The organism is Nitrobacter hamburgensis X14 (assembly GCF_000013885.1).
In the GTDB taxonomy this organism is placed as follows: domain Bacteria; phylum Pseudomonadota; class Alphaproteobacteria; order Rhizobiales; family Xanthobacteraceae; genus Nitrobacter; species Nitrobacter hamburgensis.
The window spans coordinates 2509427-2535380 of record NC_007964.1 but is presented as its reverse complement, the minus strand read 5'-3'; the positions used below and the strand labels follow the sequence as shown (position 1 = coordinate 2535380).

The window sequence follows — 25954 nt, the reverse complement described above, 5'->3', positions numbered from 1 at the left end:
GCGGTTCCGGCGTACAGTCGGACGCTGTCAAGAGGTGGTTCATGACGCAACCCGCGTTTAAGACGCACGAGGTGTTCAACCAGTCGCCGCCGTTAGAGGACGTCGATCTGTTCGCGCTGGACGCTCCGCTGGCGGAGGCGGTGGCTGCGAACGGCGGCAAGGCTGCGTCGGGCGAACTGTCTGAATTCGGCAGGCACTGGGGATCGGCGGCGATGGCGTCGCGCGGCCGTCTCGCCAACGAAAATCCGCCAAAGCTGCGGTTGTTCGATGCGTGCGGCAACCGGCGCGACGAGGTCGAATTCCATCCGGCCTATCATGAACTGATGGCGCATAGCGCCCATGCTGGCCTCCACAATTCCACATGGACCGCCGACGGCAAACCCGCGGGCGGTGCGGCGGAGGTCGTTCGCGCGGCAAGATTCTACATGGCCGCGCAGGTCGAGACCGGACACCTCTGTCCCATCACCATGACACGCGCGTCGGTGGCGGCACTTGCCACCGGGCCGCAGGTGCTTGCGAAGGCGATGCCGCTCATCGCGACCCGCAGCTACGATCCGTCGTTCGCGCCGTGGTCGACCAAGCGCGGCATGACGCTCGGCATGGGCATGACCGAGAAGCAGGGCGGCACCGATGTGCGCGCCAACCAGACCCGCGCCGAGCGCGACGGCGGCGCGTATCGCATCACAGGCCACAAATGGTTCATGTCGGCGCCGATGTGCGATGCGTTTCTCGTGCTGGCGCAGGCCGACGGTGGCCTGACGTGCTTCTTCATGCCGCGTTTCCAGCCGGACGGGTCGGTGAATGAAATCCATTTCCAGCGCCTGAAGGACAAGCTCGGCAATCGTTCCAACGCGTCGTCCGAGGTGGAGTTCACCGGCGCTTATGCCGAACGCGTCGGCGAGGAAGGCAAGGGCATCCGCACTATCATCCAGATGGTGCAGTTGACACGTCAGGACTGCGCTATCGCCTCGGTCGGCCTGATGCGCTCGGGGCTGGCGCACGCGCTGCATCACACGCGTTACCGCAGCGTGTTCCAGAAACATCTCGCCGACCAGCCGCTGATGCAGGCGGTGCTTGCCGACATGGCGCTGCATGTCGAGGCCTCCGTCGCGCTGGTGATGCGGCTGTGTCGCGCTTTCGACGAAGCATCGACGGATGCGAAGGCGGCAGCGTGGATGCGGCTTTTGACGCCGGCGGTGAAATACTGGACCTGCAAGAGCGCGCCGGGCTTCTTGTATGAAGCGATGGAGTGCCTCGGCGGCAACGGCTATGTCGAGGAGAGCATTCTGGCGCGGCATTATCGCGAGGCGCCGGTCAACGCGATCTGGGAAGGCTCGGGCAACGTGATGTGCCTCGATGTATTGCGCGCGCTGGCGCACGAGGCGGAGGCGGCCGTGGCCGTGCTCGAGGATTTGGTGGCGGACACCAGAGGCTTGCCCGGTGCGGCGGAATCGGTGGCGTTTCTCGCCAGGACCTTCCGCCGGCCCGACGGCGAGCACGTGGCGCGGCAGGCGGTGGAGACGCTGGCGCAACTGGCCGCCGCCGCGGCGCTCAACCGGACCGCGCCGGATCAGGCGGCGCTGTTTGCGGCGACGCGGCTCGGCGGCACGCACGGGCGCATGTACGGCACAGCCGAACTGTCTCTCGATGACAGCCGGCGGCTGCTTGAGCGGGCGCTGCCGTGAATCCCACGGTTTGGTAAGGAATGCCGGCCAGAGTGCCGCCATGAGCACACCTGAAAGTCATCCTTTGGGGCCGCTGCCGCTGCCTCCTTCACCGCGCCCGCCGCAGGTCTGGAAATTCATCGGCACCAGCCTGTGGGGCATCGCGGTATTTGCCGCGATGTTTGCAGGGCAACTTTCGGTTCTCGTCTATTTACTGATCACCGATCGCGCGCCGTTCAGTTTCGATTCTGTCAGGGAATTGGCCGGAGGCGGCCTGACGATCTCGCTGTCGGTGGTCATGGGACTGCCGGCGGCCTTGCTCGCGCTCTGGATCGCGATCTGGCTGTCGCGGGTGCCGTTCGCCGATTATCTCGCGCTGCGCCGGACCTCGTGGCGGCATCTGCTGCTCGGCATCGTCGCTCTGGTCGTGCTCGTCATGGGATGGGAAGGCGTATCCTTTACGTTAGGGCACGAAAGCTCGGCGGGGTTCATGGTGGACGTGCTAAAGTCGGCGCGGGCCGAGGGCGCGCTGTGGCTGCTGGTCATCTCGTTCTGCGTGGTGGCGCCGATCACCGAGGAATTCCTGACGCGCGGCTTCCTGTATCGCGGGTGGTCGGAGTCGTTCCTGCGGCCCGCCGGCGCGATCGTGCTGTCGTCGCTGGTGTGGACCGCGATGCACCTGCAATACGACTGGTTCTTCTTCGGCGAGATATTCTCGATCGGACTGCTGTTCGGCTACCTGCGCTACCGCAGCGGCTCTATCTGGCTGACCGTGATCCTGCACGGCCTCAACAATCTCGCGGCGACGCTGCAAACACTGTGGCTTGCCGGCCAGTCATGAGCCCGCACCGGCGCGATGAACACCCGCAGCGTGTTCAGTTCGCCTTTGAGGTCCGCCGCAGCACCGCAAGCCGGTCGAGTGCGCCCTGCAGGATGAAGATCGCGGCGTGCTCGTCGATGACCTTGGCGCGCTTTGCGCGGCTCATGTCCATGCCGATCAGCTCGCGCTCGACGGCGACCGTCGATAGCCGCTCGTCCCACAGCCCGATGGCGAGATCGGTGAGTCTTGCCAGATTGCGAGCAAAGGCACGGGTCGATTGCGCGCGCGGTCCTTCGCTGCCGTCCATGTTGATCGGCAGTCCAAGAACGAAACCTGCCGCATTGCGTTCGCCCGCGATGGCGAGCAGCCGCGCGGCATCTGCCGTAAACGTCTTGCGCTGAAGCGTCTCGACGCCGGTGGCGAGGCGGCGATCCGGATCGGACACCGCGACACCGATGGTCTTGGTGCCGAGATCGAGTCCGACGAGGGCGCCGCGTTCAGGCCAGTGCGCGGCGGCTTCGATCAACGGGAGGACTGATGCGGGCATGGCTTCGCATATCATGCGCGGGACGGGGGTGGCAAAATGGTGCTACGGAATACTGGGCTATGGACCGATAGCCCCCGTGCATTCTGGTGAGGCGCGAGCCAATAACCCATCGCGAATGAGAAAACCATGTGGCCCGATCGCAGACTCATTGATCTCTTTGGCATCGAATTTCCCATCGTTCAGGCGCCGATGGCCGGGATCATGGATGCAGAGCTGGTCATCGGTGCAGCCGAAGGCGGCGCCTTGGGGTCGCTGCCGTGCGCGATGCTGTCGCCGGACAAGGCTAGAGAGCAGGTCGGCATCATCCGGCAGCGGGTCAAGGCGCCGATCAACATGAACTTCTTCTCCCATCGCCCGGTCGCGGCCGATCCGCAGCGTGAGGCCGGGTGGCGGACCCGGCTTGCCGCTTATTATAAAGAGTTGGGCCTCGATCCGAACGCGCCGCTCAATGCCGCTAACCGCGCCCCGTTTGATGCCGCGATGTGCGAAGTTGTCGAGGACCTTAAGCCCGAGGTGGTCAGCTTCCACTTTGGGCTGCCCGACAAGGCGTTGCTCGATCGGGTCAAGACGACCGGTGCGGTCGTGGTCGGCTGCGCCACCATCGTGCGCGAGGCGGTTTGGCTCGAGGAAAACGGCGTCGATGCCATCATCGCGCAGGGTGCGGAGGCGGGTGGTCACCGCAGCATGTTCCTGACCGACAATATCGCCGCGCAGCCGGGTCTGTTCGCACTCGTGCCGCAAATGGCGGACGCGGTACGCGTGCCGATCATCGCGGCGGGGGGTGTCGGCGATGGCCGCGGCATCGCGGCTGCGTTCGCACTCGGCGCGGCCGGCGTGCAGATCGGCACTGCCTATCTGCGGTGTCCCGAATCGAAAGCATCGGTGCTGGGTCGTGCCGCGCTCGCCGGCGCGGGCGACGAGTCGACCGTTATCACCAATGTCATGACCGGGCGCGCGGCGCGCGGAATTGCCAACCGGGCGATGCGCGAAGTGGGGCCGGTCTCGCCGGATGCACCGGCATTTCCGCACGCGGCCAGCGCCTTCGCGCCGCTCAAGGCGGCTGCCGAGAAACAGGGCAAGGTCGATTTCACCAACCTCTGGGCTGGGCAGGCGGTCCGGCTCGGCCGCGAGATGCCGGCGGCGGACCTGACCCGCGCGCTGGCGGGAGACGCGTTGAAACGGCTGAGCGCGCTGTAGTCGTCATTGCGAGCGTAGCGAAGCAATCCAGGGGCCGAAAAGACTGGATTGCTTCGTCGCTTCGCTCCTCGCAATGACGAGCTGTTGCGGCGCGAAAGGCGGGTCTGCTATAGGCGTAATGTGTTGTAAGTTACATAAGATTACACGCCCCTGCGAGGCTGCAATATAATGACTGTCGATGCCGCTACTGTCCGCCGCATCGCGCATCTCGCGCGCATTGCGGTCGATGACGCCGAGGTTCCCCATCTGCAGGGCGAACTGAATGCGATCCTTGCATTCGTCGAGCAGTTGCAGGAAGTGAACGTCGATGGTGTCGAACCGATGACATCGGTGATGCCGATGGAGATGAAAAAGCGGGCCGACGTGGTCAATGACGGCGGCATCGCCGATAAGATCGTCGGCAACGCGCCGGTGACGGATGACCATTTCTTTCTGGTGCCGAAGGTCGTCGAATAACAGGTTTTGAGCCCATGTGTCTGCTCTGCGGTAATGAAAAGGCCTATCAGGCCTATATGGATTACCTCGACGCCATGGAGCGCCGGGGTGAGACTGCCGATCCCGACAAGGCGATGAATGCCGTTCTCGACAGGCTTCAGGCGGCCGACAGCGCCCGTGCCGATGATCCCGGGAACGACAGGACGCTATCGCCATTTTTTTGCAGCGCGGTTGTTAAATGACGGACCTGACCTCGCTTACGCTGGCCGAGGCCCGTGACGGTCTTGCGAACAAATCGTTCACGGCGCTTGAACTGACCGACGCTCATCTCGAGGCGATCGAGCGGGCGCGTGTGTTGAACGCCTATGTGCTGGAGACGCCGGCGCAGGCGAGGGCGATGGCGCGCGAGGCCGACGTGCGGATTGCCAAAGGCGAGGGCGGGCCGCTCAACGGTCTTCCGCTCGGCGTCAAGGATCTGTTTGCGACGGAAGGCACGCGGACCACGGCGTGTTCGCAAATTCTCGACGATTTCAAGCCGCCGTATGAATCCACCGTGACGTCGCAGCTCTGGCGCGACGGCGCCGTGATGCTCGGCAAGCTCAACAACGACGAATTCGCGATGGGCTCTTCGAACGAGACCTCACGTTTCGGTCCGGTGGTCAATCCGTGGCGGCGGCAGGGCTCCGACGCGAAGCTGGTCCCCGGTGGTTCGTCGGGCGGGTCGGCCTCGGCGGTGGCGGCCGGACTGTGTCTCGGCGCAACCGCGACCGACACCGGCGGCTCGATCCGCCAGCCCGCAGCCTTCACCGGCACGGTCGGCATCAAGCCGACCTACGGACGCTGCTCGCGCTGGGGCATCGTCGCGTTTGCGTCGTCGCTCGATCAGGCCGGGCCGATCGCGCGCACCGTGCGCGACGCCGCGATCCTGATGCACTCGATGGCCGGCCACGACCCGAAGGATACGACTTCGGTCGATCGCCCGGTGCCCGATTATGAAGCCGCGGTCGGCAAATCCGTGAAGGGAATGAAGATCGGAATCCCGAAGGAATATCGGCTCGACGGGATGCCTGCTGAAATCGAGAAGCTGTGGACCCAGGGCGCCGGCTGGCTGAAGTCCGCCGGCGCCGAACTGGTCGAGGTGTCGCTGCCGCACACGAAATACGCGCTGCCTGCTTACTACATCGTCGCGCCGGCCGAGGCGTCGTCCAACCTCGCGCGTTACGACGGCGTCCGTTACGGCGCCCGCGTCGAAGGCCGTAACATTGTCGAAATGTATGAGAATACGCGTGCGAAGGGCTTTGGCGCGGAAGTCCGCCGTCGTATCATGATCGGCACCTATGTTTTGTCCGCAGGCTACTACGACGCCTATTATCTTCGTGCGCAAAAGGTTCGCACCTTGATCAAGAAGGATTTCGAGGATTGCTATGCGGCGGGTATCGACGCGATCCTGACCCCCGCGACGCCGTCCGCCGCCTTCGGCATCGGCGAGAAAGCCGGCGCCGATCCGATCGAGATGTATCTCAACGACATCTTCACGGTGACCGCGAACATGGCGGGCCTGCCGGGCATCGCCGTGCCCGCGGGCAGGGATGCGCAAGGGTTGCCGCTTGGATTGCAACTGGTCGGCCGCCCGTTCGACGAGGAGACGCTGCTTTCGCTCGGGGAGGTGATCGAGCAGGCCGCGGGACGCTTTACGCCGGAGCGCTGGTGGTGACCCCGGCCGCATTCAAAACCAGTCTGACGGAGGCGGAGCCGCCGCAGGGGGTTTCAACGCCGCTCGTGGCGTTATGGTGGGCCGCCAAGGGCGACTGGAACAAGGCGCACGTGACCGTGCAGCCTCAGGTGGGCGCGGACGCCTCCTGGGTGCACGCCTATCTGCATCGGCGCGAAGGCGAGATGGGTAACGCCGCCTATTGGTATCGCCGCGCCGACAAGCCGTATGCGAAAGGGTCGTCGGAAGCGGAGTGGGAGCAGATCGTCGCTGAACTGTTGGGCGGCGAGTGAGGGACACCTCGATTCGGACGCTGCGACGCCACGCACGTTCGGCATTTCCCATCATCGGATTGTGCGCGCTGCTGCTTGGCTGCGCGTCGATCCAGAACGCGCCGGTCAACCAGCCGGGCAGCAGTGCCGATCTCGCGGGCCAGCTTCACGAGTCCTCCGAGGAGCGGGCTGCTACCGACGACGATCTGGTCGGGTTGTCGTTCTCGGGCGGCGGCACGCGGGCCGCGGCCTTTTCCTTCGGCGTGTTGGAAGAAATGGCGCAGACGTCGGTGCGCGGCGGCGGCGCGTCGATGCTCGATCGGATCGATTTCATTTCCGGAGTGTCCGGAGGATCGGTGACGGCCGCGTATTACGGGTTGCGCAGGCGCGCGGCGCTGACCGACTTCCGCGAGAAATTCCTGCTGCGCAATGCCGAGGAGGGACTTCAGACCGACCTCAACCTCGCGACGCTCGGCAAGGCGTTCGCCGGCGGCATCAATGATTCCACCGGCCTGCCGCGCTGGCTCGACGCCAACCTGTTTCATGGCGCAACCTTCGCCGATCTTCGGATGACGGCGCGCCCGCGGGTGTGGATCAACGCCTCCGACATCTACAATCGCACGCCCTTTGTTTTCGGTGTGACCGCGTTCGGCGCGATGTGCAGCGACCTCGCCTCCTATCCGCTGGCGAATGCGGTAGCGGCGTCGGCGGCGGTGCCCGTTGCGTTTGCGCCAGTGGTGATCCAGACCTTTCCGGGCCGGTGCAAGGATCCGCTGCCGGCCTGGATCGTGAAGGCGCGCGACAATCGCAATGCGCCGCCGATGCTGAGCGCGTTTGCGAAAGCGGTCAGCCGCTATCACGACGGCGAAATCCCCTACATCAAACTGCTCGACGGCGGCCTGGTCGACAACTACGGCTTGTCCGGGTTCACCATCGCGCTGCTGTCGGCGAGCAAGCCCTATGAGCCGCTGTCGCCGCAGCGTGCCGTCAAACTACGGCGCGGACTGTTTCTGGTGGTCGATGCCAAGACCGGCGTTGCGGGCAACTGGATCAATGCCGTGGAAGGCCCAAGTGGCGTCGATCTGGTCAAGGCGGCGGCAAATACCGCGATCGATGCCAGCGTCGGCGCAGGCTACACCGCGTTCGAGCGTACTATGAACGATTGGCAGGCTACGCTGATCCGCTGGCGCTGCGGCCTGTCGGCGGCGGACCGCGCCCGTTACGGCGCGCGTCCGGGTTGGAATTGCCGCGATCTGAAACTGCTGGTGGGGAGGATCGGTTTCGATCAGCTCGATCCCGCGCGCGCCGCCAGATTGGAGGCGGTTCCGACCCGCTTCCATCTGCCGCCGCAGCAGGTGGACGACGTGATCGCCGCCGGGCGCGATGCATTGCGGGCGAGCCCTGCGTTCCGCGCGTTCACCGGCAGCATGTAAGACCGTATGTCCGTCTTCGATGGTGAGGTGGCTCGCCCTACACTGCGCGTCCGAGGGTTGCTCGGGCAGGCCGAGCCGATCCTCACCACAGGAGGACGAGCCGTGCAGGATTATAGAGAAGCTTTTGTCGGGATCGATGTTGCCAAACTGAAGAATGCGGTCGCGGTTGCAGACGGCGGCCGAAACGGAGAGATCCGTTATTTCGGTGAAGTCGAGTCATCGGACGCGAGTATGCGCCGGGCGATCCAGCGAATCGCCTCAAGATTTGACCACGTATATTTTTGTTATGAGGCTGGTCCCACCGGTTATGGCCTATATCGGTTGATCCGTTCGCTCGGTTACGACTGCTTAGTGGTCGCCCCGTCGTTAATCCCAAGGAAGCCGGGCGATCGGGTGAAGACAAACCGGCGGGACTCGCTATCGCTCGCCCGGCTGTTGAGGGCCGGCGAGCTGACGGCGGTATGGGTTCCGGACGAGGGTCATGAGGCCATGCGGGATCTTGTGCGCGCTCGTGCGGCCGCCGTCGAGACATTACGCGTGCATCGGCAGCAGATCAGCGCTTTCATGCTCAAGCATGGCCGTATCTATCCCCGCAAGAAGGGCTGGACGATGCGCTACCTGCGCTGGCTGCAGGAACAGAAGTTTGAACATCCCGCCCATCAGATCGCTCTCCAGGAAATGGTTGAGGCGGTCCGCATCTCGAAAGAACGAGTGGAAAGACTGGAAAGGGTGATCGAGGAGTTTGTGCCCGAGTGGTCTCTCGCGCCGGTCGTCCGGGCGTTGCAGACATTGCGCGGCGTAGATCTGATCGTCGCCGTGACATTCACCACCGAAGTCGGCGATGTACGTCGGTTTGAGAGCCCTCGTCAATTAATGGGCTATCTCGGTCTCGTTCCCGGAGAACGATCAACCGGAGAGACAGTCAGACAGAGCGGCATTACCAAGGCCGGAAACGGCCGCGTTCGGCACATGCTTGTCGAAAGTGCATGGACCTATCGGCATCCGCCCCGCGTCGGCAAGGTGAAACTTTACCGGCTTGAGCAAGCGCCGCAAGCGGTGCGCGAGATCGCATGGAAAGCGCAGAGCCGATTGACCGCACGTTACCGGATGTTGATCGGACGGGGCAAGCGGACGACGGTAGTCTGCACGGCGATCGCTCGCGAATTGGTCGGCTTCATGTGGGCCGTTGCAAGGGAGGCGCAGCCGAGGTTGCAATAGATCGTCATGAAGAACAAGATCATCTCGCGTATGGGCGGGGGCGGAACGACGGCAGGGGAATGCCCGTCAGACGCTTTGTGGCCGGCAATGACCGACGCCCGCAGTAAGATAGGAACAGCCCCGGACGCATAATCGGGAATGCGGTATCCAACCCGCGCATCAGAGCTTGATCACCGACGTCCTACAGTTCCGCCCCCACCCATGCGCGACCATCAGATTGAACTGCCATTCCTCGTAAGGGACGAAGGGGCGATATTGCACGCTTGGTGTATTGACAGCGGACATCAGAGCGAGCGTGGATGGCCACGCAAAGACGGGGGTTTTCCCGTCGCAATCCGCAGGGTAAAAGCCGCGCATGAACGCACCTGTCAAACCGTCGAACCTGATCAAGGGCGCCACCGGCGACTGGGAAATGGTGATCGGGCTTGAAGTCCACGCCCAGGTCACGTCCAACGCAAAGCTGTTTTCGGGCGCCTCGACCGCCTTCGGCGGCGAGCCCAACAGCCACGTCTCGCTGGTCGATGCGGCGATGCCCGGCATGCTGCCGGTCATCAACGAGGAATGCGTCCGACAGGCGGTGCGCACCGGACTGGGGCTGAACGCGCAAATCAACCTGCGCTCGGTGTTCGACCGCAAGAACTATTTCTATCCCGACCTGCCGCAGGGCTATCAGATCAGCCAGTACAAGTCGCCGATCGTCGGCGAGGGCGAGATCGTGGTCGATCTGGCCGACGGCGCGAGCATCGCGGTCGGGATCGAGCGGCTGCACCTCGAACAGGACGCTGGCAAATCGCTGCACGACCAGCACGCCGACATGAGCGCGATCGATCTGAACCGCTCCGGCGTGGCGCTGATGGAAATCGTCTCCAAGCCCGATCTGCGATCGTCGGAACAGGCCAAGGCCTACGTGACGAAACTGCGGACGATCCTGCGTTATCTCGGCACCTGCGACGGCGACATGGAGAAGGGCAGCCTGCGCGCCGACGTCAACGTTTCGGTGCGCCGGCCCGGCGCGGCTCTCGGTACCCGCTGCGAGATCAAGAACGTCAATTCCATCCGCTTCATCGGTCAGGCGATCGAACATGAGGCGCGGCGTCAGATCGGCATTCTCGAGGACGGCGGCAGCATCGATCAGGAAACCCGCTTGTTCGATCCGGACAAAGGCGAGACCCGCGCGATGCGCTCCAAGGAAGAGGCGCACGACTACCGCTATTTTCCAGACCCCGACCTGCTGCCGCTGGAATTCTCGCAAGGTTTCGTCGAGGCGCTGAAGGCCGACCTGCCGGAATTGCCTGACCAGAAGAAGACTCGCTTTATCGGTGACTTCGGCCTGACGCCATATGATGCGGCCGTGCTGGTCGGCGAGCATGAGAGCGCCAACTTCTACGAGGCGGTGCTGGCAGGGCTTGCGAACGGGCGCCGCGACGGAAAGCTCGCCGCCAACTGGGTGATCAACGAACTGTTCGGACGGCTCAACAAGGAGAGCCGGGGCATCGCTGCGTCGCCGGTATCGGCGTCCCAGCTCGCCGCGATCGTCGACCTGATCGGCGAGGAAACCATCTCCGGCAAGATCGCCAAGGATCTGTTCGAGATCGTCTGGACCGAGGGCGGCGACCCGCGAACGTTGGTCGAAGCGCGCGGAATGAAGCAGGTCACCGACATGGGCGCGATCGAGAAGGCGGTCGACGACATCGTCGCCGCCAACCCGGACAAGGCCGCGCAGGTCCGCGCCAAGCCGCAGATGATCGGCTGGTTCGTTGGTCAGGTGATGAAGGCGTCCGGCGGCAAGGCCAACCCGCAAGCCGTGAACGATCTGCTCAAGACCAAGCTCGGTCTGTAACCGTCTTCGGCGATCTCCAACCAGCGCTTCAACTCCGCGTGCGTTTGCATTCGGCTCATGCTGTCGGCATCGGCGCGACTAAGCGCTTGCATGGCTGGCATGGCGCGTGGCCCGAGTTGTCCGAAGGATGCTGCGCGGAAGCGCGGACTAGACATCGGCCGACGCCACGGTCTGTCTGCTTGTTGAAATTGCGGTCGCGTGTGAGTGCGCCGGGCGCGCCGGCGACACTCGGCAACAGGGTCGCGATCGCTGGATCAATTTTGCGAATCGGATTTTACGATTCGCAAAAGGCGCACCCTCGCGAGCGCCGAACGGCAACTTCCAAGGTTATCGTGAAAATATTTTTATTGCCAAAAGCTTCGACTCGGAGTCCGCGCCGTAACGGTTTTCACCGACACGGCGACTCGGTGCGATGCGTGCCGCGCGTCTGTCACCGATTTACGAAATGCAGGATACCTCTGCGGCACAGGCACTTTCTAAAACCTTGACAATCGTCGGTGCAGAATTTCCGCATGTTACTCGCATCGCCCATCAACGCATCCGCGCATTATCGCGAAACGCGCGGCCGTCGCACCGGTATCTTTGCATCAACACTTCCTTAAGCGGGACACTGTTTTTTTCAATATGTTGGTGTATTCGAAGAACGTGCATTTCGATTCCCGAGTGCACGCAGCGACTAAGCCATCTCACTAACCCCTGGAGGGCAACATGGCCAAGAAGGCGAAGAAGGCGAAGGCGAAGACAAAGAAGGTGAAGAAGGCGAAGAGCGCAGTGAAGAAGACTGCGAAGAAGACCCGCAAGGTTGCCAAGAAGAAGAAGTAAGCTCGCCTTGGAATCGCCGGCAGCTCGATGCCGGCGACGTCGCGGGAGCTGAAGAGAGTTTGTTTCCCAAGAGCAGACTTTCAATCCAGGCTCCGGTCGACGAGAGAGGGTGTCGGCGAGACATCAGGTCAAACGGTCGGATCGTCGGTTTCGGAATCCCCGCGACCACCGGTTCGGCAGAAGAACGCAGTGAGTTTCATCGGCGGTCTTCGTTCGATGCGGATTATCAATGTCCGCGATCCACCAGCGGCCTCGGCTGCGGTGAGAGTTGGTCCTGACGTGTTCACCGACGCCCTCGTCCTGCCGCCGGCGTGGCTTAGCCCCGGCGTGTTGTCGTTCCCTCATCAATGCGTCTGAGTTTTCGCAGAACGTGGGTCCTCGCAGAGACGCTGCGTGCGTTCACGGCATTGCCCGCTGTGCGATTCTGCGGCCGCGCGGCCCGATGCCGGCTGTGGCGATGGTTACCGGTTTGCCAAGCGTGACGGTAAATCGAATCGCGTGAAACCACGAAAGTCCCCGTCGAATAAGGACTTATTGAATCCGTGCCGATACCCCGCGCATGGGCCGTTCACGTTCGATTCATCGCGATGCTTAAACTGCTCTTCAAATTTTACCGCCATGGTCTGCGCGTCAGGACGGCACGCCGGCGAACGGCGGTCGGAACCGGCGGGGCGACAGCAGGTGGATGGGGCACGCTCGGAGCAGGGCGGCAGTAAAAAGGAACGCACAGATGTTTCAGGGGCAAGTCGACTTCGATACCGTGGTGCCGGTGGATGCCAACGCCATTCAGGATATTCTGTTCGAACGCGGCCTGTACTGGGCGAGCGGTCGGGCCGGCCTAGTCGATCTGGTGGCCGCGCATAAATGGTTCAATCTCGCGGCGCTCAAGGGCCACGGTGATGCGATCGCGATGCGCCGCGAGATTGCGGAACTGATGTCCGAGGCCGATATTGTCACGGCGCAACGCGATGCGCGGGCCTGGATGACAGTGCATTGATGCGGAGACGGATCGCACCGGTCAATCGCCTGGCGACTGAAACGCGGTGGCGCGTCATCTTTCCTTATTTGCCCTGAGCCAGGCCAGCGCGCCGTCCGCTGCGGCCCAACCGGCGGCGGCGCCGTGAACGTAGGCGACGGCCTCGTCTTTTCCGCCCCAACTGATGTATGCGGGAAGGCGGCGCGGCATCTTCCTGTCCCCGAGGAGCAGCGGTGCGACATGTTCATTGTCGCTCATTGCCTGCGACAGCGCCGCACGAGATTTCGCGGCATCGCCGTTTCGTCGAAATTCCAGCAATGCACGGGACCAACTCCAGGCGGCCGACCCGTCCTCGCTATAGCGCTCGATAAGCCCGGCAGCTTCGTGATCGCGCCCGAGCGTCAGCAGGCAATCGAGCAGCACATAGCGGATTCCCTGGTTGTCGTTCGGATTGAGATCGAGCATCGCCTGGAAGTGTATCACGGCTTCGTCCCGATGGCTCTTGTCCCATAACGCCTGGGCGAGACCGCGGCGCGCCCGCATGTAAGGCCGCGTTTCCAGAAGCCCCCAGAACTGGCCGACGTCCTCCTGAAAGGATGCCTTCCCCAGCACCTTCTCACCAGCCTCCACGCCCTGGCGGTAAAGATCGATCGCTTCGTCGGGGTTTTGCGCCGCTTCCTGAGCCAGCAGCACATAGGCGTCGGCGCACAGCGGCGATGTCTTCAGCGCCTTCTTCGCCAACGCGATTCGTCGCCGCCGGTCGCTGGCTTCCCACGCATCGTACATGATGTCCTGAGCGGCATCGACGGCATCGTCTTGCTGCGTGCCGCCGAGCATGGCCGCGAGAGCTTCGACGGATCGAAGGTCGAGCGCAGATCCTTGAGGAGACGACGGGTCGGTCTGTTGTCTGGTGCGTTTCTTCGGCTTTTGCATGAGACGCCCCGTGAATGGTGCAATTCAAGCCATGCCGGCAAACGACGAGCGTATCAAAGCAAAGTGATGAATTGCAGGCGCGACGCTGCGGAATGGCGGAGCCGGAGGGATTCGAACCCTCGATAGGGCTTTACAACCCTATAACGGTTTAGCAAACCGCCGCCTTCAGCCACTCGGCCACAGCTCCGTTGCTGCCCGATATGCCCGACACGCTCGCCAGCCGCAAGCGCCTGATCGCGAGATACAGGGGTCGCGCGCCAAAATCGTCGGCGCCACCTGATGCGGGCTGGTTATATGTCGATGACTTTCGACGATGTCCGCATCGGTTTGGAGCTTGGTACGGCGTCAAAAGCAGGGCCGAACGCCTGTCGAATCAGGCTGTGCGATGCTCTCGATGATTCGCCACGATGGAGCGTCCTCACATGCGCTCATCCTTTGAGACGGCGGGGCGGTCATTTGTAGAGCGACGAAGGGTTGTTCTAAAAATCATTATAAAACAATAGCTTGATCGATGATTTGTGGCGGCGAACGCGTGCCATTTGTGCAACACACGGCTGAAAACGGCTAGACCCGTTCTATTCTGAGACGTTCCTTCATTGCGTGTGCACAACGGTTCGGTAATTGTGATCGCACGACGGAGGGGGGGCATCCCGAGGTCGTCCCGTTTTAGGTGGTTCGCTGTTTTTGGGTGGTTCGCTTGAGTCCCTCGCGTTGAGCGGGAGTGTCCGACAGGCGCGAACGGCTGAGCGGTTAGTCAGGGACTGAGGGAACGTTTCTTCGAGTGCTTGTGCACAGCGGATCCGGAACCTGCCCTACAGAGCAACTTGGAGGTTGAAATGAACTTGATGAAGAGCCTTTTCCTCGGCTCGGCGGCGGGTTTGGTCGCGATGACCGGGGCGCAGGCTGCCGATCTTCCGTTGAAGGCCAAGGCGGTCGAATACGTGAAGGTCTGCTCCCTGTACGGCGCGGGCTTCTATTACATCCCCGGCACCGACACCTGCCTTAAGCTCGGCGGCTATATGCGTGCCGACATGGGCATCAATACGAACTCGGTCTTCAGCGGCAACACCTCGGGTCTGGGCGGCGCGCGGAACCGTCTCAGCAACGATTTCACCTGGCGGGCGCGCGCGAACCTGAACCTCGATACCCGCACGGCCACCGAATACGGCGTGGTCCGCACCTATTTCGATGCGAACTACACGTGGACCTCGGGCGGTTACGGCGGTGCGGGCGGTGGTGCGACTGCGTATGACTCAGCTGTGAACGGTGGCGTCTCCAACGGCCAGCTTGGCCTGAACTTCGCCTTCATCCAGTTCGCCGGCTTCACGATGGGTAAAGCCGTCTCGCTGTTTAGTACGCCTTGGGGAGCCTATCCGGGCAACATCTACGACGGTCTCGTCGGTGGCGGCGGTACGACCTCGCAGGGCGTGAACCAGTTCGCCTATACCGCAGAGTTCGGCAATGGCGTGTCGGCCTCGGTCGGCGTGCAGGATCCGAGCGCATATTACCAGACTGGCATTTTCAACCTCGGGGCACCGATCACCAACACCTTCGGCACTGCCAACTTTGGCTACGGCGCCAGCGCCTACGGTGGAACCCGCGCTCCGGACGTCGTCGGCCAGATCCGCGTCGATCAGGCCTGGGGCCTGTTCCAGGTGTCGGCTGCGGCCCACAACAACAATCCCGCTTACTACGGTGCCACCCAAGATACTCGCGGTCCCGGAGACAAGTGGGGTTGGGCCGGTCAGGTCGGACTCCAGATCAAGAACATCCCGACCGGACCGGGTGACACGATCAACGTGTCGGGCGTCTACACCAAGGGCGCGAGCGGTTACAACTTCCAGGAACTGGCCAGCCCGGCGGCCGGTGCGACGATCTATTCCGGTGTGAACAGCGTTGGATACGGCTTCGCGCCGGATTCGGTGTATGGTGCCAGCCCGGGCCAGCTTCAATTGGTCCAGACTTGGGGCGTGCGCGGCGCTTTCAACCACAATTGGAACGCGTACTGGAGCAGTTCGGTTTTCGGGGCTTACGCAGCGGTTAGCTACACCGGCGCGGCGAAGACTGCGATGTGTGCCGGGATGACTGCTTCTCCTTTTGGTGTAGGCATCACAACCTGCAACCCGGACTACAACATCGGGCAGGTTGGTGCGAACCTCCGCTGGACGCCGGTCAGGAACCTGACCTTCACGGCGGAAGGTCTCTACACCATGCTGGATCAGAAGTACGCCGGTACGGCGCATTTTGCTAACAACAACACCGCCGCTGCCAAGCTGGCGGGTGACTATGCCCTGAAGGACCAGAATACCTGGACCGTCATGCTCCGCGCGCAGCGCACCTGGTAATACAGGTCGTCTGACGATCTGAACGAACCCCCGGCGGGAAACTGCCGGGGGTTTTGTTTTGCCGGCGAGGCAGAGATTGTGACGCAATCCCGGTAACTCGCGCCCGGCGGTGATACCAAACGACGACCGCGACTAGGCATTTCAGGTTTTGACAGAAACGCATTCATTCAAGCGTCATTGCGAGCGGCGCGAAGCAATCCAGTTCTTTCTTCGGAACTTTCTGGATTGCTTCGGCGCGAGACGCCTCGCAATGACGGCAATCTGATTCCGTTTAAGTATGAATGGCTCTAGATACGTTAATGGGTCGGGATTTGGCGAGCAGTTGGGCGGCTGTCCCCAACTCGCGTAGCCCGGAATCCCCTTTGTTCAACCCGAGTCTTGAGGCGTGTGAAGATCGCCGTTCAACCGCGAGCTCGGCATCGGGAGTTAGGTCATGGCTCCGCCGACGAACGTGTCCGATGAACTGCCGCGGGGCGTCTTGTCGGGCCGCAAGAGTACTCTGTTAACCATCTTCTGAGATTCTTCGAGTGCTTGCGTAGAGCGAATCCGCAGCCTGCGCGCTACAGAGCAACTTGGAAGTCTAAGATGAAACCGATGAAGAGCCTTTTCCTCGGCGCGGCGGCGGGTCTCGTCGTCATGAGCGGGGCACAGGCTGCCGATCTGCCGTTGAAAGCCAAGGCGGTCGAATATGTGAAGGTTTGCTCCCTGTACGGCGCGGGCTTCTATTACATCCCCGGCACCGACACCTGCATCAAGCTGGGCGGCTATGTCCGTGCCGACATGGGCGTTAACGCCAACCTGATGTTCGCCGGTAACACTGCGGGTGTTGCCGGTGCGCAGAACCGTTTAGGCAACGATTTCACCTGGCGGTCGCGTGCGGACCTAAACGTCGACACCCGCACTGCCACCGAATACGGCGTGGTCCGCACCTATTTCGAGACGGTCTTCAGCTGGACCTCGGGCGGTTACGTCAGCAACGGTGCCGGTTCGACTGTGTATGATGCGGCTTCGCCCGGAGCGACCGGCAGCGGCGCCGTCTCCGGCGGCCAGCTTGGCGTGTACTACGCCTTCATCCAGTTCGCCGGCTTCACGATGGGTAAGGCTGTCTCTCAGTTCAGCACTCCGTGGGGAAACTATCTGGGCAACAACATCTTCGACGGTCTGGTCGGCGGCGGCGGAGCGCTCACGGGCGTGAACCAGTTCACCTATACGGCAGAGTTCGGCAACGGCGTGTCGGGCTCGATCGCCGTTCAGGATCCGATCCAGTACTACCAGGCCGGTATTTTAAACCTCGGGGTAGCGCCGACCGCCACCTTCGGCACTGCCAACCTTGGTTACGGCTCGAATGATTACGGTGGGACCACCGTTCCTGATGTCGTGGCTCGACTCCGCGTCGATCAGGCCTGGGGCATGTTCCAGGCCTCGGTTGCGGCGCATAACAACAACCCGGCCTATTACGGTGCCACTCAAGATACCGGCGGTCCCGCAGACAAGTGGGGTTGGGCCGGTCAGCTCGCTTTGTCGATCAGGAACATCCCGACCGGATCGGGTGACACGATCGACATCCAGGGCGTCTACACCAATGGTGCGACCCGTTACAACATCCAGGACCTGGCCGGCGCAGCGGGTGTCAACACGATCTATACCGGCGTAACCGGCATTGGATATGGCTTTGCGCCGGATGCCGTGTTTGGCCCTGACGGCCAGCTTCAGCTGGTCTCGACCTGGGGTATGCGCGGCGCTTTCAACCACAACTGGAACCCGTACTGGGCCACTTCGGTTTTCGGCGCCTACGCATCGGTCAGGTATACCGGTGCGGCCAAGAGCCTGATGTGCGGCGTGGGCGGTACGGTACCTGCTATTCTTGGTGCGGGCGTCATCACCTGCAACCCGGACTACAACATTGGGCAGGTTGGCGCGAACCTCCGCTGGACTCCGGTCAAGAACCTGACCTTCACGACGGAAGCGCTCTATACCATGCTGGATCAGAAGTACGCCGGCGTGGCGACTCTTCCCGCCAACAACTTTGGCAAGCCGGCGGGTAATTATACCCTGAAGGATCAGGACACCTGGACCGTCATGGTCCGCGCGCAACGCACCTGGTAATACCCGTTTCGCCTGATGACATCCCAAGAGAACCCCGGCAGGAAATTGCCGGGGTTTTGTTCTGCCGGGAGGGGAGGGCTTCTCGTCGGTCGTCGTCTTTGTCTCGGCCCTGCCGGAAGCAACGACGGGATTTTTTTTAGCAAATTGCCGTGATACCGAAGGCGACGGTGGTCGATTCCGTGCTTTCACAATATAAGTGCGAAGACAAAGCGAGGTCTCAATGGATAGCAACGAAATGCGGATGGTCAAACAGAGGGCGGCCCGCAGGGTTTTGCTGGCGGCCGCGTGCACCGGTTTTGTGGTCTCGTCGTTCCTTGTTCTGGCTCCGTCAGCCGCGCAGGCTTGGGATTATCCGTATTGCATCAAGGGCGACTACTACCAAAGTGGTACCGGGGATTGCAGTTTCGATACCTACCAGCAATGCCTCGCGACAGCCTCTGGCCGCCGCGCGTATTGCGACGCGAATCCGTTCTATCGTTTCGAGGAAGACGATTCCGGCGCATACCCCGATGTTCACCGAAGGAAGCGTCGCCGATAGGAACTTGTTTTTAGCTTCCTGTCGTCCTTGCGAACGCAGGGACCCAACACCCCTGGTACCCATCCTCGGGTCAAGCCTGAGGACATGCTTCGCTCGAGAACGCTCTGTGCACTTCCTGCGCTATTGGATGGAGCCGCGGTGCAGGTCCGCCTCGATCTGCAACTTCGAGCCGCCGCCGAAGCGGGCGCGATAGACCTGCAGGTTCTCCATGATGCGCTGTACGTAGTTGCGCGTCTCCGAGAACGGGATCAGCTCGACCCAATCCACCGCATCGACCCCGGGATCGCGCGGATCGCCGTAGCGCGCGATCCATTTCCTGACGCTGCCGCGTCCGGCATTGTAGGCGGCGAAGGTCATGATGTAGGAGCCGCGATAGTCTTCGAGCAGACCTCCGAGCTCCGCTGCGCCGAGCGCGGCGTTATAGGCGGGCTCGTTTTTCAGGCGATGAAGGTCGAAGCTGGCGCCGTATTTTTTGCAGACATATTTTCCAGCATCCGGCGTCACCTGCATCAGCCCGTAGGCGTGGGCCGGCGACACCACAGACGGATTGAACGCGCTTTCCTGCCGCGCGATCGCATAGACGACGCTGCGCTCGACATCCGGCCCGATCGAACGGAAAGGAGGAATTCCGCTGACCGGATAGGCATAGAAATCGAACGGCAGTCCGCGATTGAGCGCGGCCTTGCCGGCTAGCAGCATACCCCGTGCGTCGCCGTGACGCGCGGCGAGTTCGCCCAGACCCAGCACCGCATCGGGGTCGCCGTTTTCGCCTATATCGGCAAAGATCGGGATCGCGAAGTCGCCTTTGCCGATCGCATAAAGAAGCTGGACGGCGCGCACGATCTCCAGCCGTTCGACGCCGCGCGACCGGCTGCCGGGGATGCTGCGCAATTCGATCTGCGGCAGTCCGAGCTTCGCGCGCGCGAGCTGGCCGTAATAGCTGGTGGACTGTTCGGCGGCCGCGGCATAGGCGTGACGGGCCTCCTGAACGCGGCCTGCCGCCTCGGCGGCGCGACCTTGCCAGTAGCCGGCCCGCGCCAGAGCGGTCGGGTTGACGCTGCCGACGCCGATGCGGGCGAAATGCCGGGTGGCGGTGTTGGGGTCCTTCAGGAAACGCAGGGCGATCCAGCCGGCGGTGAACTCCTGCTCGGTCTTGTAGATATCCCGCGCGGGGAGCGCCGCATCGCGCGCGATGAGATACGCGGTGCGGTACTCGCCGATGTCGATCATCTTGCGCGCAAGCAGCCGTCGCTCGATCCACCATTCATCCACATTGTAAAGCCGGTTGGGATCCCGCGGCGCGTTCAGCATCAGCCGCGCGGCTTCCGCGAACTTCTCCTCGCGGCGCAAAAGCTGAATGCGGGCGAAGATATAGCCGGGGTCGCCGTGCAGCTCGCGCGGTACCTTGTCGAGCAGCGAGTGCAGGCTGGAGGATTTGCGGTCGGCGGCAATCCGTGCCCTGGCGAGGGCGACCTCGGCGTTTCCGAGCCGCTTCGCCGCGCGTAGCGCCGCATCGCGCTCGTTGCCGTAAAGCAGATAATCCATCCGGGCTTTCTGATCGCCCGGCGCCAGCAGCGCCCCGAACTCCTCCAGCGCCATCCTCTCGACCGCTTCCGACATGGAGTCGGTCCGCCAGGCCTCGCGGACCAGATGTGCGGCCCTGGCGCGGTCGCCGCGCGCGAGCAGCGCGCGCGCCAGTGCGAACCGTCCCTTCGCCGACAGCGGCCGTTCGTTTTCGAACCAGGCCAGCACGGCGGCATCGTCGCGATGGTCGTCCCATAGTGCAGCCTCCGCGCGTTTGCGCAGGAACGTCTGCGAGGGCCAGCTCGGATTGGCGGCGATGAAGGCGCGGTAGCGCTCGGTCGGCGCGCCATTGTCGTTGCTGCGCAGGATGATCCACTCGGCGAGCTTGCGCGCTACCGGATCTGTCATGCTGGCTTCGACCTGCGTGGCATCGGACTGCCTGTTCTTGCGGGTCAGGTCGATGACGTTCGCAAGCGCATCGAGATCGGCGCGCGACGTCGATGACGTCGCGGCCATCGCGGCTCTCGGAACGGGCTGGCGTTTCGACGGCGGCGGGAGCACGGCGTGCTGGCGTGTGGCCGGTTGAATTGCCGGAGCTACGGTGGCCTTGGCTTTGTTTTTGTCCGGGGCTGAGATCTTGCGGTGCGCCGGGGTCGGGATCTTGCCATGCGTATGGCCGGTGACCGTCTTCGGAACGACGTGACGTGAAATCGGTCGCGGCTTCGGTGCTGGAGCCTTGGCGGCTTTCTCGGCATCCGCGGCTCCGGCCCAGAGTCCGGCCGCCAGCACTAGGCTCGCTCCCAAAGCCGTCGTTCGCAACCTTGATGCGTGGGCAAGCAATGTCACGGCAATCCCTCTCGGCGAATTAGGCAGACCCCCAAAATCCCCTTACTATTTCATTAAATATGTGGACAAAGCACTAAAATCCGGGCGCCGGGATTGTGTGCGCTCCGACCACGGCAAAATCGCGGCTGCCGCTCCGGGCGCAGACCTTTCGTAGCAGCGTCAGACCCGATATGACTGATACGGCATCGAATTCGGCAGACGGCGATGCCGCGCAACGTGTTGGAGCGGATCATGGCAAGCAAGACGAAGTTCCGGGGATCGTACACCGCCCTGGTGACGCCGTTCAAGAACGGCTCCGTCGATGAGGCCGCCTTCCGCAGCCTCGTGAGTTGGCAGATCGGCGAGGGCGTCCACGGACTGGTGCCGGTCGGAACAACCGGCGAGAGCCCGACGCTGAGCCACGACGAGCACCGCAAGGTGGTGGAATGGTGCATCGATGAGGCGAGGGGCCGGGTCCCGGTGATTGCGGGCGCGGGCTCGAATTCGACCCGCGAGGCGGTCGATCTGGCCGTTCATGCCGAGAAAGCGGGCGCGGACGCGGTGCTGGTAGTGACGCCGTACTACAACAAGCCGACGCAGGAAGGCATGTACCATCACTTCAAGACGGTGAACGACGCGATCGGCATCCCGATCATCATCTATAACATTCCGTCGCGCTCGGTCGTCGATCTCTCCGTGGAAACGATGGCGCGGCTATTCGAGTTGAAGAACATCGCCGGCGTCAAGGATGCCACCGCCAATGTGGCGCGGGTCTCTCTGCAGCGCCATGCGATGGGGCCGGACTTCATCCAGTTGTCGGGCGAGGACATGACGGCGCTCGCTTTTATGGCGGCTGGCGGACACGGCTGCGTCTCGGTGGTCGCCAATGTGGCGCCAAAACTGTGCGCGAGCCTGATGTCCGCGGTGCTGAAGGGCGACTATGCCACCGGACTCGCGATTCAGGATCGGCTGGTGCCGCTGCACGCCGCCATTTTCAAGGAGCCGGGCCTCGCCGGCGCCAAGCACGGTCTCAAGCTGCTCGGCCGGCTTGATGAGGTCGTGCGCCTGCCGCTGCTGCCGGTGACGCCGCCGACCGGAAAGGTCATTCGCGACGCCATGGTGCATGCGGGTTTGCTTAACTGAACTCCGGTCCCGCATCGGGACTGGATTGCCGTCGCCGCGCGCAAAAGTGAAAGACCGAGGGAGAAATTACGATGCTCAAGGAATTTCGTGAATTTGCGATGAAGGGCAATGTCGTCGATCTCGCGGTCGCCGTCATCATCGGCGCCGCGTTCGGGGCCATCGTCTCCTCGATGGTGGCCGACGTCATTATGCCGATCATTGGCGCTGTCACCGGCGGCCTCGACTTTTCCAACTATTTCACCGGTCTTTCGAAGACCGTTACCGCGACCAACCTTGCGGACGCGAAAAAGCAGGGCGCGGTGCTGGCGTGGGGCAATTTCCTGACGCTGACGCTGAACTTCCTGATCGTGGCCTTCGTGCTGTTCATGGTGGTTCGCTTCATGAGCAAGCTGAAGCGCAAGGATGAGGCAGCACCCGCGGCGCCGCCGAAGCCGACCCGCGAGGAAGAACTGCTGACAGAAATCCGCGATCTCCTGAAAACGAAGAAATAGGCGCAACGCCGCCGGATCGGGCGTCGTCGCCTTCCTCGAAAGGCGCCGCCCGGAGGTTTCAGATATGGCCGAGAAGAACGAGCGCGCGATCAAGGTCGTCGCTGAAAACCGCAAGGCGCGGTTCAACTATGCGATCGAGGATACCGTCGAGGCCGGCATTGCGCTGACCGGAACCGAGGTCAAGTCGGTCCGCAACGGCAAGACCACGATTGCCGAATCCTACGCCGATTCGAAAAACGGCGAGATCTGGCTGATCAATGCCAACATCCCCGAATACCTGCAAGCCAACCGCTTCAATCACGAGCCGAAGCGGCCGCGCAAGCTGCTGCTGCACAGGAAGCAGATCAACAAGCTGCTGGGCGCGGTCGATCGCGAGGGCATGACGCTGATTCCGCTCAAGCTCTATTTCAACGAACGCGGACGGGCCAAGCTGCTGCTGGCGGTCGCCAAGGGCAAGAAGCTGCACGACAAGCGCGAGAGCGAGAAGAAGCGCGACTGGGGCCGCGAGAAAGGCCGGTTGCTGCGGGCGAGGGGATGAGAGAGCCCGTTATTGCTGCGATCCGGTTGTTGGCACCGTCGACACTCCCGGGTTGCTTTCGTGGATAACCGTTGGGCGACGTCGCCCGCCACGGCCGGTTCGGCTCCGGCCGTTAAACTTTGAACGATCGGTTCAAGGCAATTTCAGGTTTGAGGTGGTTTGCTCCGGCCATGCGGATCAAACAGAAGCGCGCCATTCGGCGCATGCGCCGCCGGTATCAACGGGCGTGGCTCGTGCTCGACTCCGTCGAGGGCAGATCGGAGTGCCAGGTGATGGACATCTCCAACGATGGCGCGCGCCTGGTGATCGCTTCCGGCCTGACCCTGCCAAAGCGTTTCGGTATCGCGCTGGTTCCGAATTCTCCACCGAGGGAATGCGAACGAATCTGGCGATACGGCGAGATGATGGGTATCCGCTTCACGGCAGCGAGGTAGATTTCAGCGTTGCGCTAGAGTCTGGTTCGACTGCGTTAAATCAGACTCTAGCGCTATCCTTTTGATTGAGCATGATCTTATCCGAAAACCGGTTTCCATTTTTCGGGATCATGCTCCAGGTCGGCGCGCACCTGCGCGAACACACTCTCGAACATTTCGGGCGTCAGGACGCGGGTGTTGGTGTTGTAGCGGGAGCAGTGATAGCTGTCGTAGAGCCTGACCGCACCGGCACGATGCACGGCACCGTGCGCGAAGGGGGCGGCTTTGGCGCGCAGGCCGAGTGCCTTCACCACGGAATCGTGAGCGATGCGGCCGAGCGCGACAATCGCCCGCAGCTTTGGCATCGCCGCCAGCGTGGCGCTCAGAAACGCGCGGCAGGTGTTGATCTCGGCCGGCAGCGGCTTGTTTTGCGGCGGCACACAGCGCACCGCATTGCTGATGCGGCAATCGACCAGGGTGAGGCCGTCATCCACGCGAGCCTGGTAATGTCCTGCGGCAAAGCCGTACTTGAGCAGCGTGGCGTAAAGCAGGTCGCCTGCGTAATCGCCGGTAAACGGCCGACCGGTGCGGTTGGCCCCTTGCACGCCCGGCGCCAGGCCGACGATCAGCAAGGCCGCATCGGGGTCGCCGAAAGAGGGGACGGGGGCGTTGAACCAGTCCGGTTCGCGTGCCCGCACCGACAGGCGATAATCGACCAGCCGCGGACAAAGCGGGCAATCGCGGCCGGGTTCTGTGCTGGCGGTGTTTGCGCCGGACAGAGCGGGCTCGGCGCGCGACTGCGTATCAGTCCTCGAAGTCGTCGTCATCGTGCCGAGGCGCCACGGTGGTAGCCCGCTGCAGGAACTGCGGCGCATGGTGGCGCGGCGCCGAACGCTCCGACGGGTCGCGGCCGAGTTTCGGTTGCAACTCGACGAGATCGGTGAAGACGTCTGCCTGGCGGCGCAGTTCATCGGCGATCATCGGCGGTTGGCTTGAGATCGTGGAAACAACGGTCACGCGAACGCCGCGGCGCTGCACCGCTTCGACCAGGGAGCGGAAATCGCCGTCGCCCGAGAACAGCACGATCTGGTCGACGTGTTCGGCAAGCTCCATGGCATCGACCGCGAGTTCGATGTCCATGTTGCCCTTGACCTTGCGGCGGCCGCTGGCGTCGACGAATTCCTTGGTGGCCTTGGTGACGACCGTGTAGCCGTTGTAGTCGAGCCAGTCGATCAGTGGCCGGATCGACGAGTATTCCTGATCCTCGATGATCGCGGTGTAATAGAAGGCACGGACAAGCGTGCCCCGCGACTGAAATTCCTTCAGGAGGCGCTTGTAGTCGATGTCGAAGCCGAGCGTCTTGGCGGTTGCGTAGAGATTGGCGCCATCGATAAAGAGCGCGATCTTGTTGGAGGCAGATGACATCAAGCGTTCTCGTGATTGTTGTTGGCGCTATTGTCGGGCCATCCACGCGTTCAAATGATGCAAATCGCGTCTTGCGGATCGAACTGAAGCAAACAATAGCGCAATGAGGTGAGGCAGAAGCAGCGTAGGGGATAAGGATGCAATGAAGCGAATTCTTGTCCGACTGGGACTTATTCAGCTTCTCTGAACGCCGGCCTTCTGGCTCCTGTATTGGGTACCAGAGACTGGCCTTTGCGCCAAATACTAAATTCCCTGTTGCGAAACCCGCAAACCCACTATACCTAGCGGACACATCTAACAGTTTCGGCCCCCTTAACGGAGCGACAGGCAATGGCGCGCGTCACCGTGGAAGATTGCATTGACAAGGTCGACAACCGGTTTGACCTGGTTCTTTTGGCCGCGCATCGTGCGCGGATGATTTCGTCGGGTTCGCAACTTACGATTGATCGCGATAACGACAAAAACCCGGTGGTTTCGCTCCGCGAGATTGCCGAGCAAACCATCTCCCCCGAAGATATGCGCGAAGAGCTGGTTCATTCCTTGCAGAAGTTTGTCGAGGTCGACGAGCCCGAGCCCGACACGGTGCCCTTGATCGGCTCGGCCGGGGCGAGCGTCGATGCTGACGACACCGAGGTCGCCGTTGAGCGTATGACAGAGGAAGAGTTGCTGAAGGGTCTGGAGGGGCTCGCACCTCGCGAGGAGCAGCCCGAAGAGGACGAATGAACGCTCGCTGCCACC

Annotated in this window: 25 protein-coding genes and 1 tRNA gene; 20 read left to right on the top strand and 6 right to left on the bottom strand. The window is 62.5% G+C overall.

Annotated features, from left to right (window positions below):
* Positions 1–41: 41 nt before the first annotated feature.
* Both NHAM_RS11620 and NHAM_RS11615 read left to right on the top strand, forming a co-directional pair.
* Positions 42–1685 carry an isovaleryl-CoA dehydrogenase gene (locus NHAM_RS11620; protein ID WP_011510750.1) on the top strand — a complete coding sequence of 548 codons (1644 nt, stop codon included), beginning with the start codon at positions 42–44 and terminating at the stop codon, positions 1683–1685.
* 40 nt (positions 1686–1725) lie between these two features.
* Positions 1726–2505, top strand: coding sequence for a CPBP family intramembrane glutamic endopeptidase (locus NHAM_RS11615; protein WP_041358026.1), 780 nt, complete (start codon positions 1726–1728; stop codon positions 2503–2505).
* A gap of 34 nt (positions 2506–2539) precedes the next feature.
* Here the strand turns inward: NHAM_RS11615 and ruvX are convergent, their stop codons facing one another.
* Complete coding sequence (gene ruvX, locus NHAM_RS11610; RefSeq protein ID WP_041358951.1) at positions 2540–3031, bottom strand: Holliday junction resolvase RuvX; 492 nt, start codon at positions 3029–3031, stop codon at positions 2540–2542.
* Positions 3032–3157: 126 nt separating this feature from the next.
* On the opposite strand from ruvX, the gene NHAM_RS11605 reads away from it, so the two are divergent.
* The 10 genes from NHAM_RS11605 to NHAM_RS11560 all read left to right on the top strand — a co-directional run bounded on the left by NHAM_RS11605 (position 3158) and on the right by NHAM_RS11560 (position 12956).
* Positions 3158–4228, top strand: coding sequence for an NAD(P)H-dependent flavin oxidoreductase (locus NHAM_RS11605; RefSeq protein ID WP_011510747.1), 1071 nt, complete (start codon positions 3158–3160; stop codon positions 4226–4228).
* A 168-nt stretch (positions 4229–4396) separates the two neighbouring features.
* Positions 4397–4684 (top strand): Asp-tRNA(Asn)/Glu-tRNA(Gln) amidotransferase subunit GatC, encoded by a 288-nt coding sequence (gene gatC / locus NHAM_RS11600; protein WP_011510746.1) that lies wholly within the window; start codon positions 4397–4399, stop codon positions 4682–4684.
* A gap of 14 nt (positions 4685–4698) precedes the next feature.
* On the top strand, positions 4699–4905 hold the full coding sequence (locus NHAM_RS11595) for a hypothetical protein (RefSeq protein ID WP_011510745.1): 207 nt from the start codon (positions 4699–4701) through the stop codon (positions 4903–4905).
* Positions 4902–6377 (top strand): Asp-tRNA(Asn)/Glu-tRNA(Gln) amidotransferase subunit GatA, encoded by a 1476-nt coding sequence (gatA, locus tag NHAM_RS11590; RefSeq protein WP_011510744.1) that lies wholly within the window; start codon positions 4902–4904, stop codon positions 6375–6377. The genes NHAM_RS11595 and gatA overlap by 4 nt, the downstream gene beginning before the upstream one ends.
* A complete protein-coding gene (locus tag NHAM_RS11585) occupies positions 6368–6667 on the top strand; it encodes a hypothetical protein (RefSeq protein WP_041358950.1) in 300 nt (99 codons plus the stop codon). The genes gatA and NHAM_RS11585 overlap by 10 nt, the downstream gene beginning before the upstream one ends.
* Positions 6664–8079 carry a patatin-like phospholipase family protein gene (locus tag NHAM_RS11580; RefSeq protein WP_011510742.1) on the top strand — a complete coding sequence of 472 codons (1416 nt, stop codon included), beginning with the start codon at positions 6664–6666 and terminating at the stop codon, positions 8077–8079. The genes NHAM_RS11585 and NHAM_RS11580 overlap by 4 nt, the downstream gene beginning before the upstream one ends.
* A gap of 102 nt (positions 8080–8181) precedes the next feature.
* A complete protein-coding gene (locus NHAM_RS11575; RefSeq protein WP_011510741.1) occupies positions 8182–9297 on the top strand; it encodes an IS110 family transposase in 1116 nt (371 codons plus the stop codon).
* Positions 9298–9652: 355 nt separating this feature from the next.
* The gene (gene gatB, locus NHAM_RS11565) at positions 9653–11137 is read left to right on the top strand and encodes an Asp-tRNA(Asn)/Glu-tRNA(Gln) amidotransferase subunit GatB (RefSeq protein WP_011510740.1); all 1485 of its coding nucleotides are present in this window, start codon (positions 9653–9655) and stop codon (positions 11135–11137) included.
* Positions 11138–12148: 1011 nt separating this feature from the next.
* A complete protein-coding gene (locus NHAM_RS26710) occupies positions 12149–12316 on the top strand; it encodes a hypothetical protein (protein WP_157043608.1) in 168 nt (55 codons plus the stop codon).
* A gap of 373 nt (positions 12317–12689) precedes the next feature.
* Positions 12690–12956 (top strand): hypothetical protein, encoded by a 267-nt coding sequence (locus NHAM_RS11560; RefSeq protein WP_011510737.1) that lies wholly within the window; start codon positions 12690–12692, stop codon positions 12954–12956.
* 54 nt (positions 12957–13010) lie between these two features.
* On the opposite strand, the gene NHAM_RS11555 is transcribed toward NHAM_RS11560, so the two are convergent.
* Complete coding sequence (locus NHAM_RS11555; protein WP_011510736.1) at positions 13011–13868, bottom strand: hypothetical protein; 858 nt, start codon at positions 13866–13868, stop codon at positions 13011–13013.
* Between the two features lie 93 nt (positions 13869–13961).
* Positions 13962–14055, bottom strand: a tRNA-Ser gene (locus tag NHAM_RS11550).
* 649 nt (positions 14056–14704) lie between these two features.
* Between NHAM_RS11550 and NHAM_RS11545 the strand changes: the two genes are divergently transcribed.
* From NHAM_RS11545 to NHAM_RS11535, 3 genes are all read left to right on the top strand, one after another.
* The gene (locus tag NHAM_RS11545) at positions 14705–16213 is read left to right on the top strand and encodes a porin (protein WP_011510735.1); all 1509 of its coding nucleotides are present in this window, start codon (positions 14705–14707) and stop codon (positions 16211–16213) included.
* A gap of 585 nt (positions 16214–16798) precedes the next feature.
* Positions 16799–18319, top strand: a complete 1521-nt coding sequence (locus NHAM_RS11540; RefSeq protein WP_011510734.1) for a porin — start codon at positions 16799–16801, stop codon at positions 18317–18319.
* A gap of 220 nt (positions 18320–18539) precedes the next feature.
* Entirely contained in the window at positions 18540–18857 is a 318-nt protein-coding gene (locus NHAM_RS11535; protein ID WP_245269873.1) for a DUF3551 domain-containing protein, read from the top strand.
* 120 nt (positions 18858–18977) lie between these two features.
* Here the strand turns inward: NHAM_RS11535 and NHAM_RS11530 are convergent, their stop codons facing one another.
* On the bottom strand, positions 18978–21227 hold the full coding sequence (locus NHAM_RS11530; protein WP_011510732.1) for a lytic transglycosylase domain-containing protein: 2250 nt from the start codon (positions 21225–21227) through the stop codon (positions 18978–18980).
* 231 nt (positions 21228–21458) lie between these two features.
* Here NHAM_RS11530 and dapA point away from each other — a divergent pair, with 231 nt between their 5' ends.
* The 4 genes from dapA to NHAM_RS28210 all read left to right on the top strand — a co-directional run bounded on the left by dapA (position 21459) and on the right by NHAM_RS28210 (position 23812).
* The gene (dapA, locus tag NHAM_RS11525) at positions 21459–22349 is read left to right on the top strand and encodes a 4-hydroxy-tetrahydrodipicolinate synthase (RefSeq protein ID WP_011510731.1); all 891 of its coding nucleotides are present in this window, start codon (positions 21459–21461) and stop codon (positions 22347–22349) included.
* A 71-nt stretch (positions 22350–22420) separates the two neighbouring features.
* Positions 22421–22840 (top strand): large conductance mechanosensitive channel protein MscL, encoded by a 420-nt coding sequence (gene mscL, locus NHAM_RS11520; protein WP_011510730.1) that lies wholly within the window; start codon positions 22421–22423, stop codon positions 22838–22840.
* A 64-nt stretch (positions 22841–22904) separates the two neighbouring features.
* Positions 22905–23378, top strand: coding sequence for an SsrA-binding protein SmpB (gene smpB / locus NHAM_RS11515; RefSeq protein WP_011510729.1), 474 nt, complete (start codon positions 22905–22907; stop codon positions 23376–23378).
* Positions 23379–23647: 269 nt separating this feature from the next.
* Positions 23648–23812: a hypothetical protein gene (locus tag NHAM_RS28210; RefSeq protein ID WP_245269872.1), complete on the top strand. Its 165-nt coding sequence runs from the start codon at positions 23648–23650 to the stop codon at positions 23810–23812.
* 77 nt (positions 23813–23889) lie between these two features.
* Here NHAM_RS28210 and NHAM_RS11505 read toward each other — a convergent pair whose 3' ends face one another.
* Both NHAM_RS11505 and NHAM_RS11500 read right to left on the bottom strand, forming a co-directional pair.
* The gene (locus NHAM_RS11505; protein ID WP_011510727.1) at positions 23890–24618 is read right to left on the bottom strand and encodes a uracil-DNA glycosylase; all 729 of its coding nucleotides are present in this window, start codon (positions 24616–24618) and stop codon (positions 23890–23892) included.
* Complete coding sequence (locus NHAM_RS11500) at positions 24596–25216, bottom strand: NYN domain-containing protein (protein WP_011510726.1); 621 nt, start codon at positions 25214–25216, stop codon at positions 24596–24598. The genes NHAM_RS11505 and NHAM_RS11500 overlap by 23 nt, the downstream gene beginning before the upstream one ends.
* A gap of 330 nt (positions 25217–25546) precedes the next feature.
* Between NHAM_RS11500 and rpoZ the strand changes: the two genes are divergently transcribed.
* Positions 25547–25939, top strand: a complete 393-nt coding sequence (gene rpoZ, locus NHAM_RS11495) for a DNA-directed RNA polymerase subunit omega (protein ID WP_011510725.1) — start codon at positions 25547–25549, stop codon at positions 25937–25939.
* Positions 25940–25954: the final 15 nt, after the last annotated feature.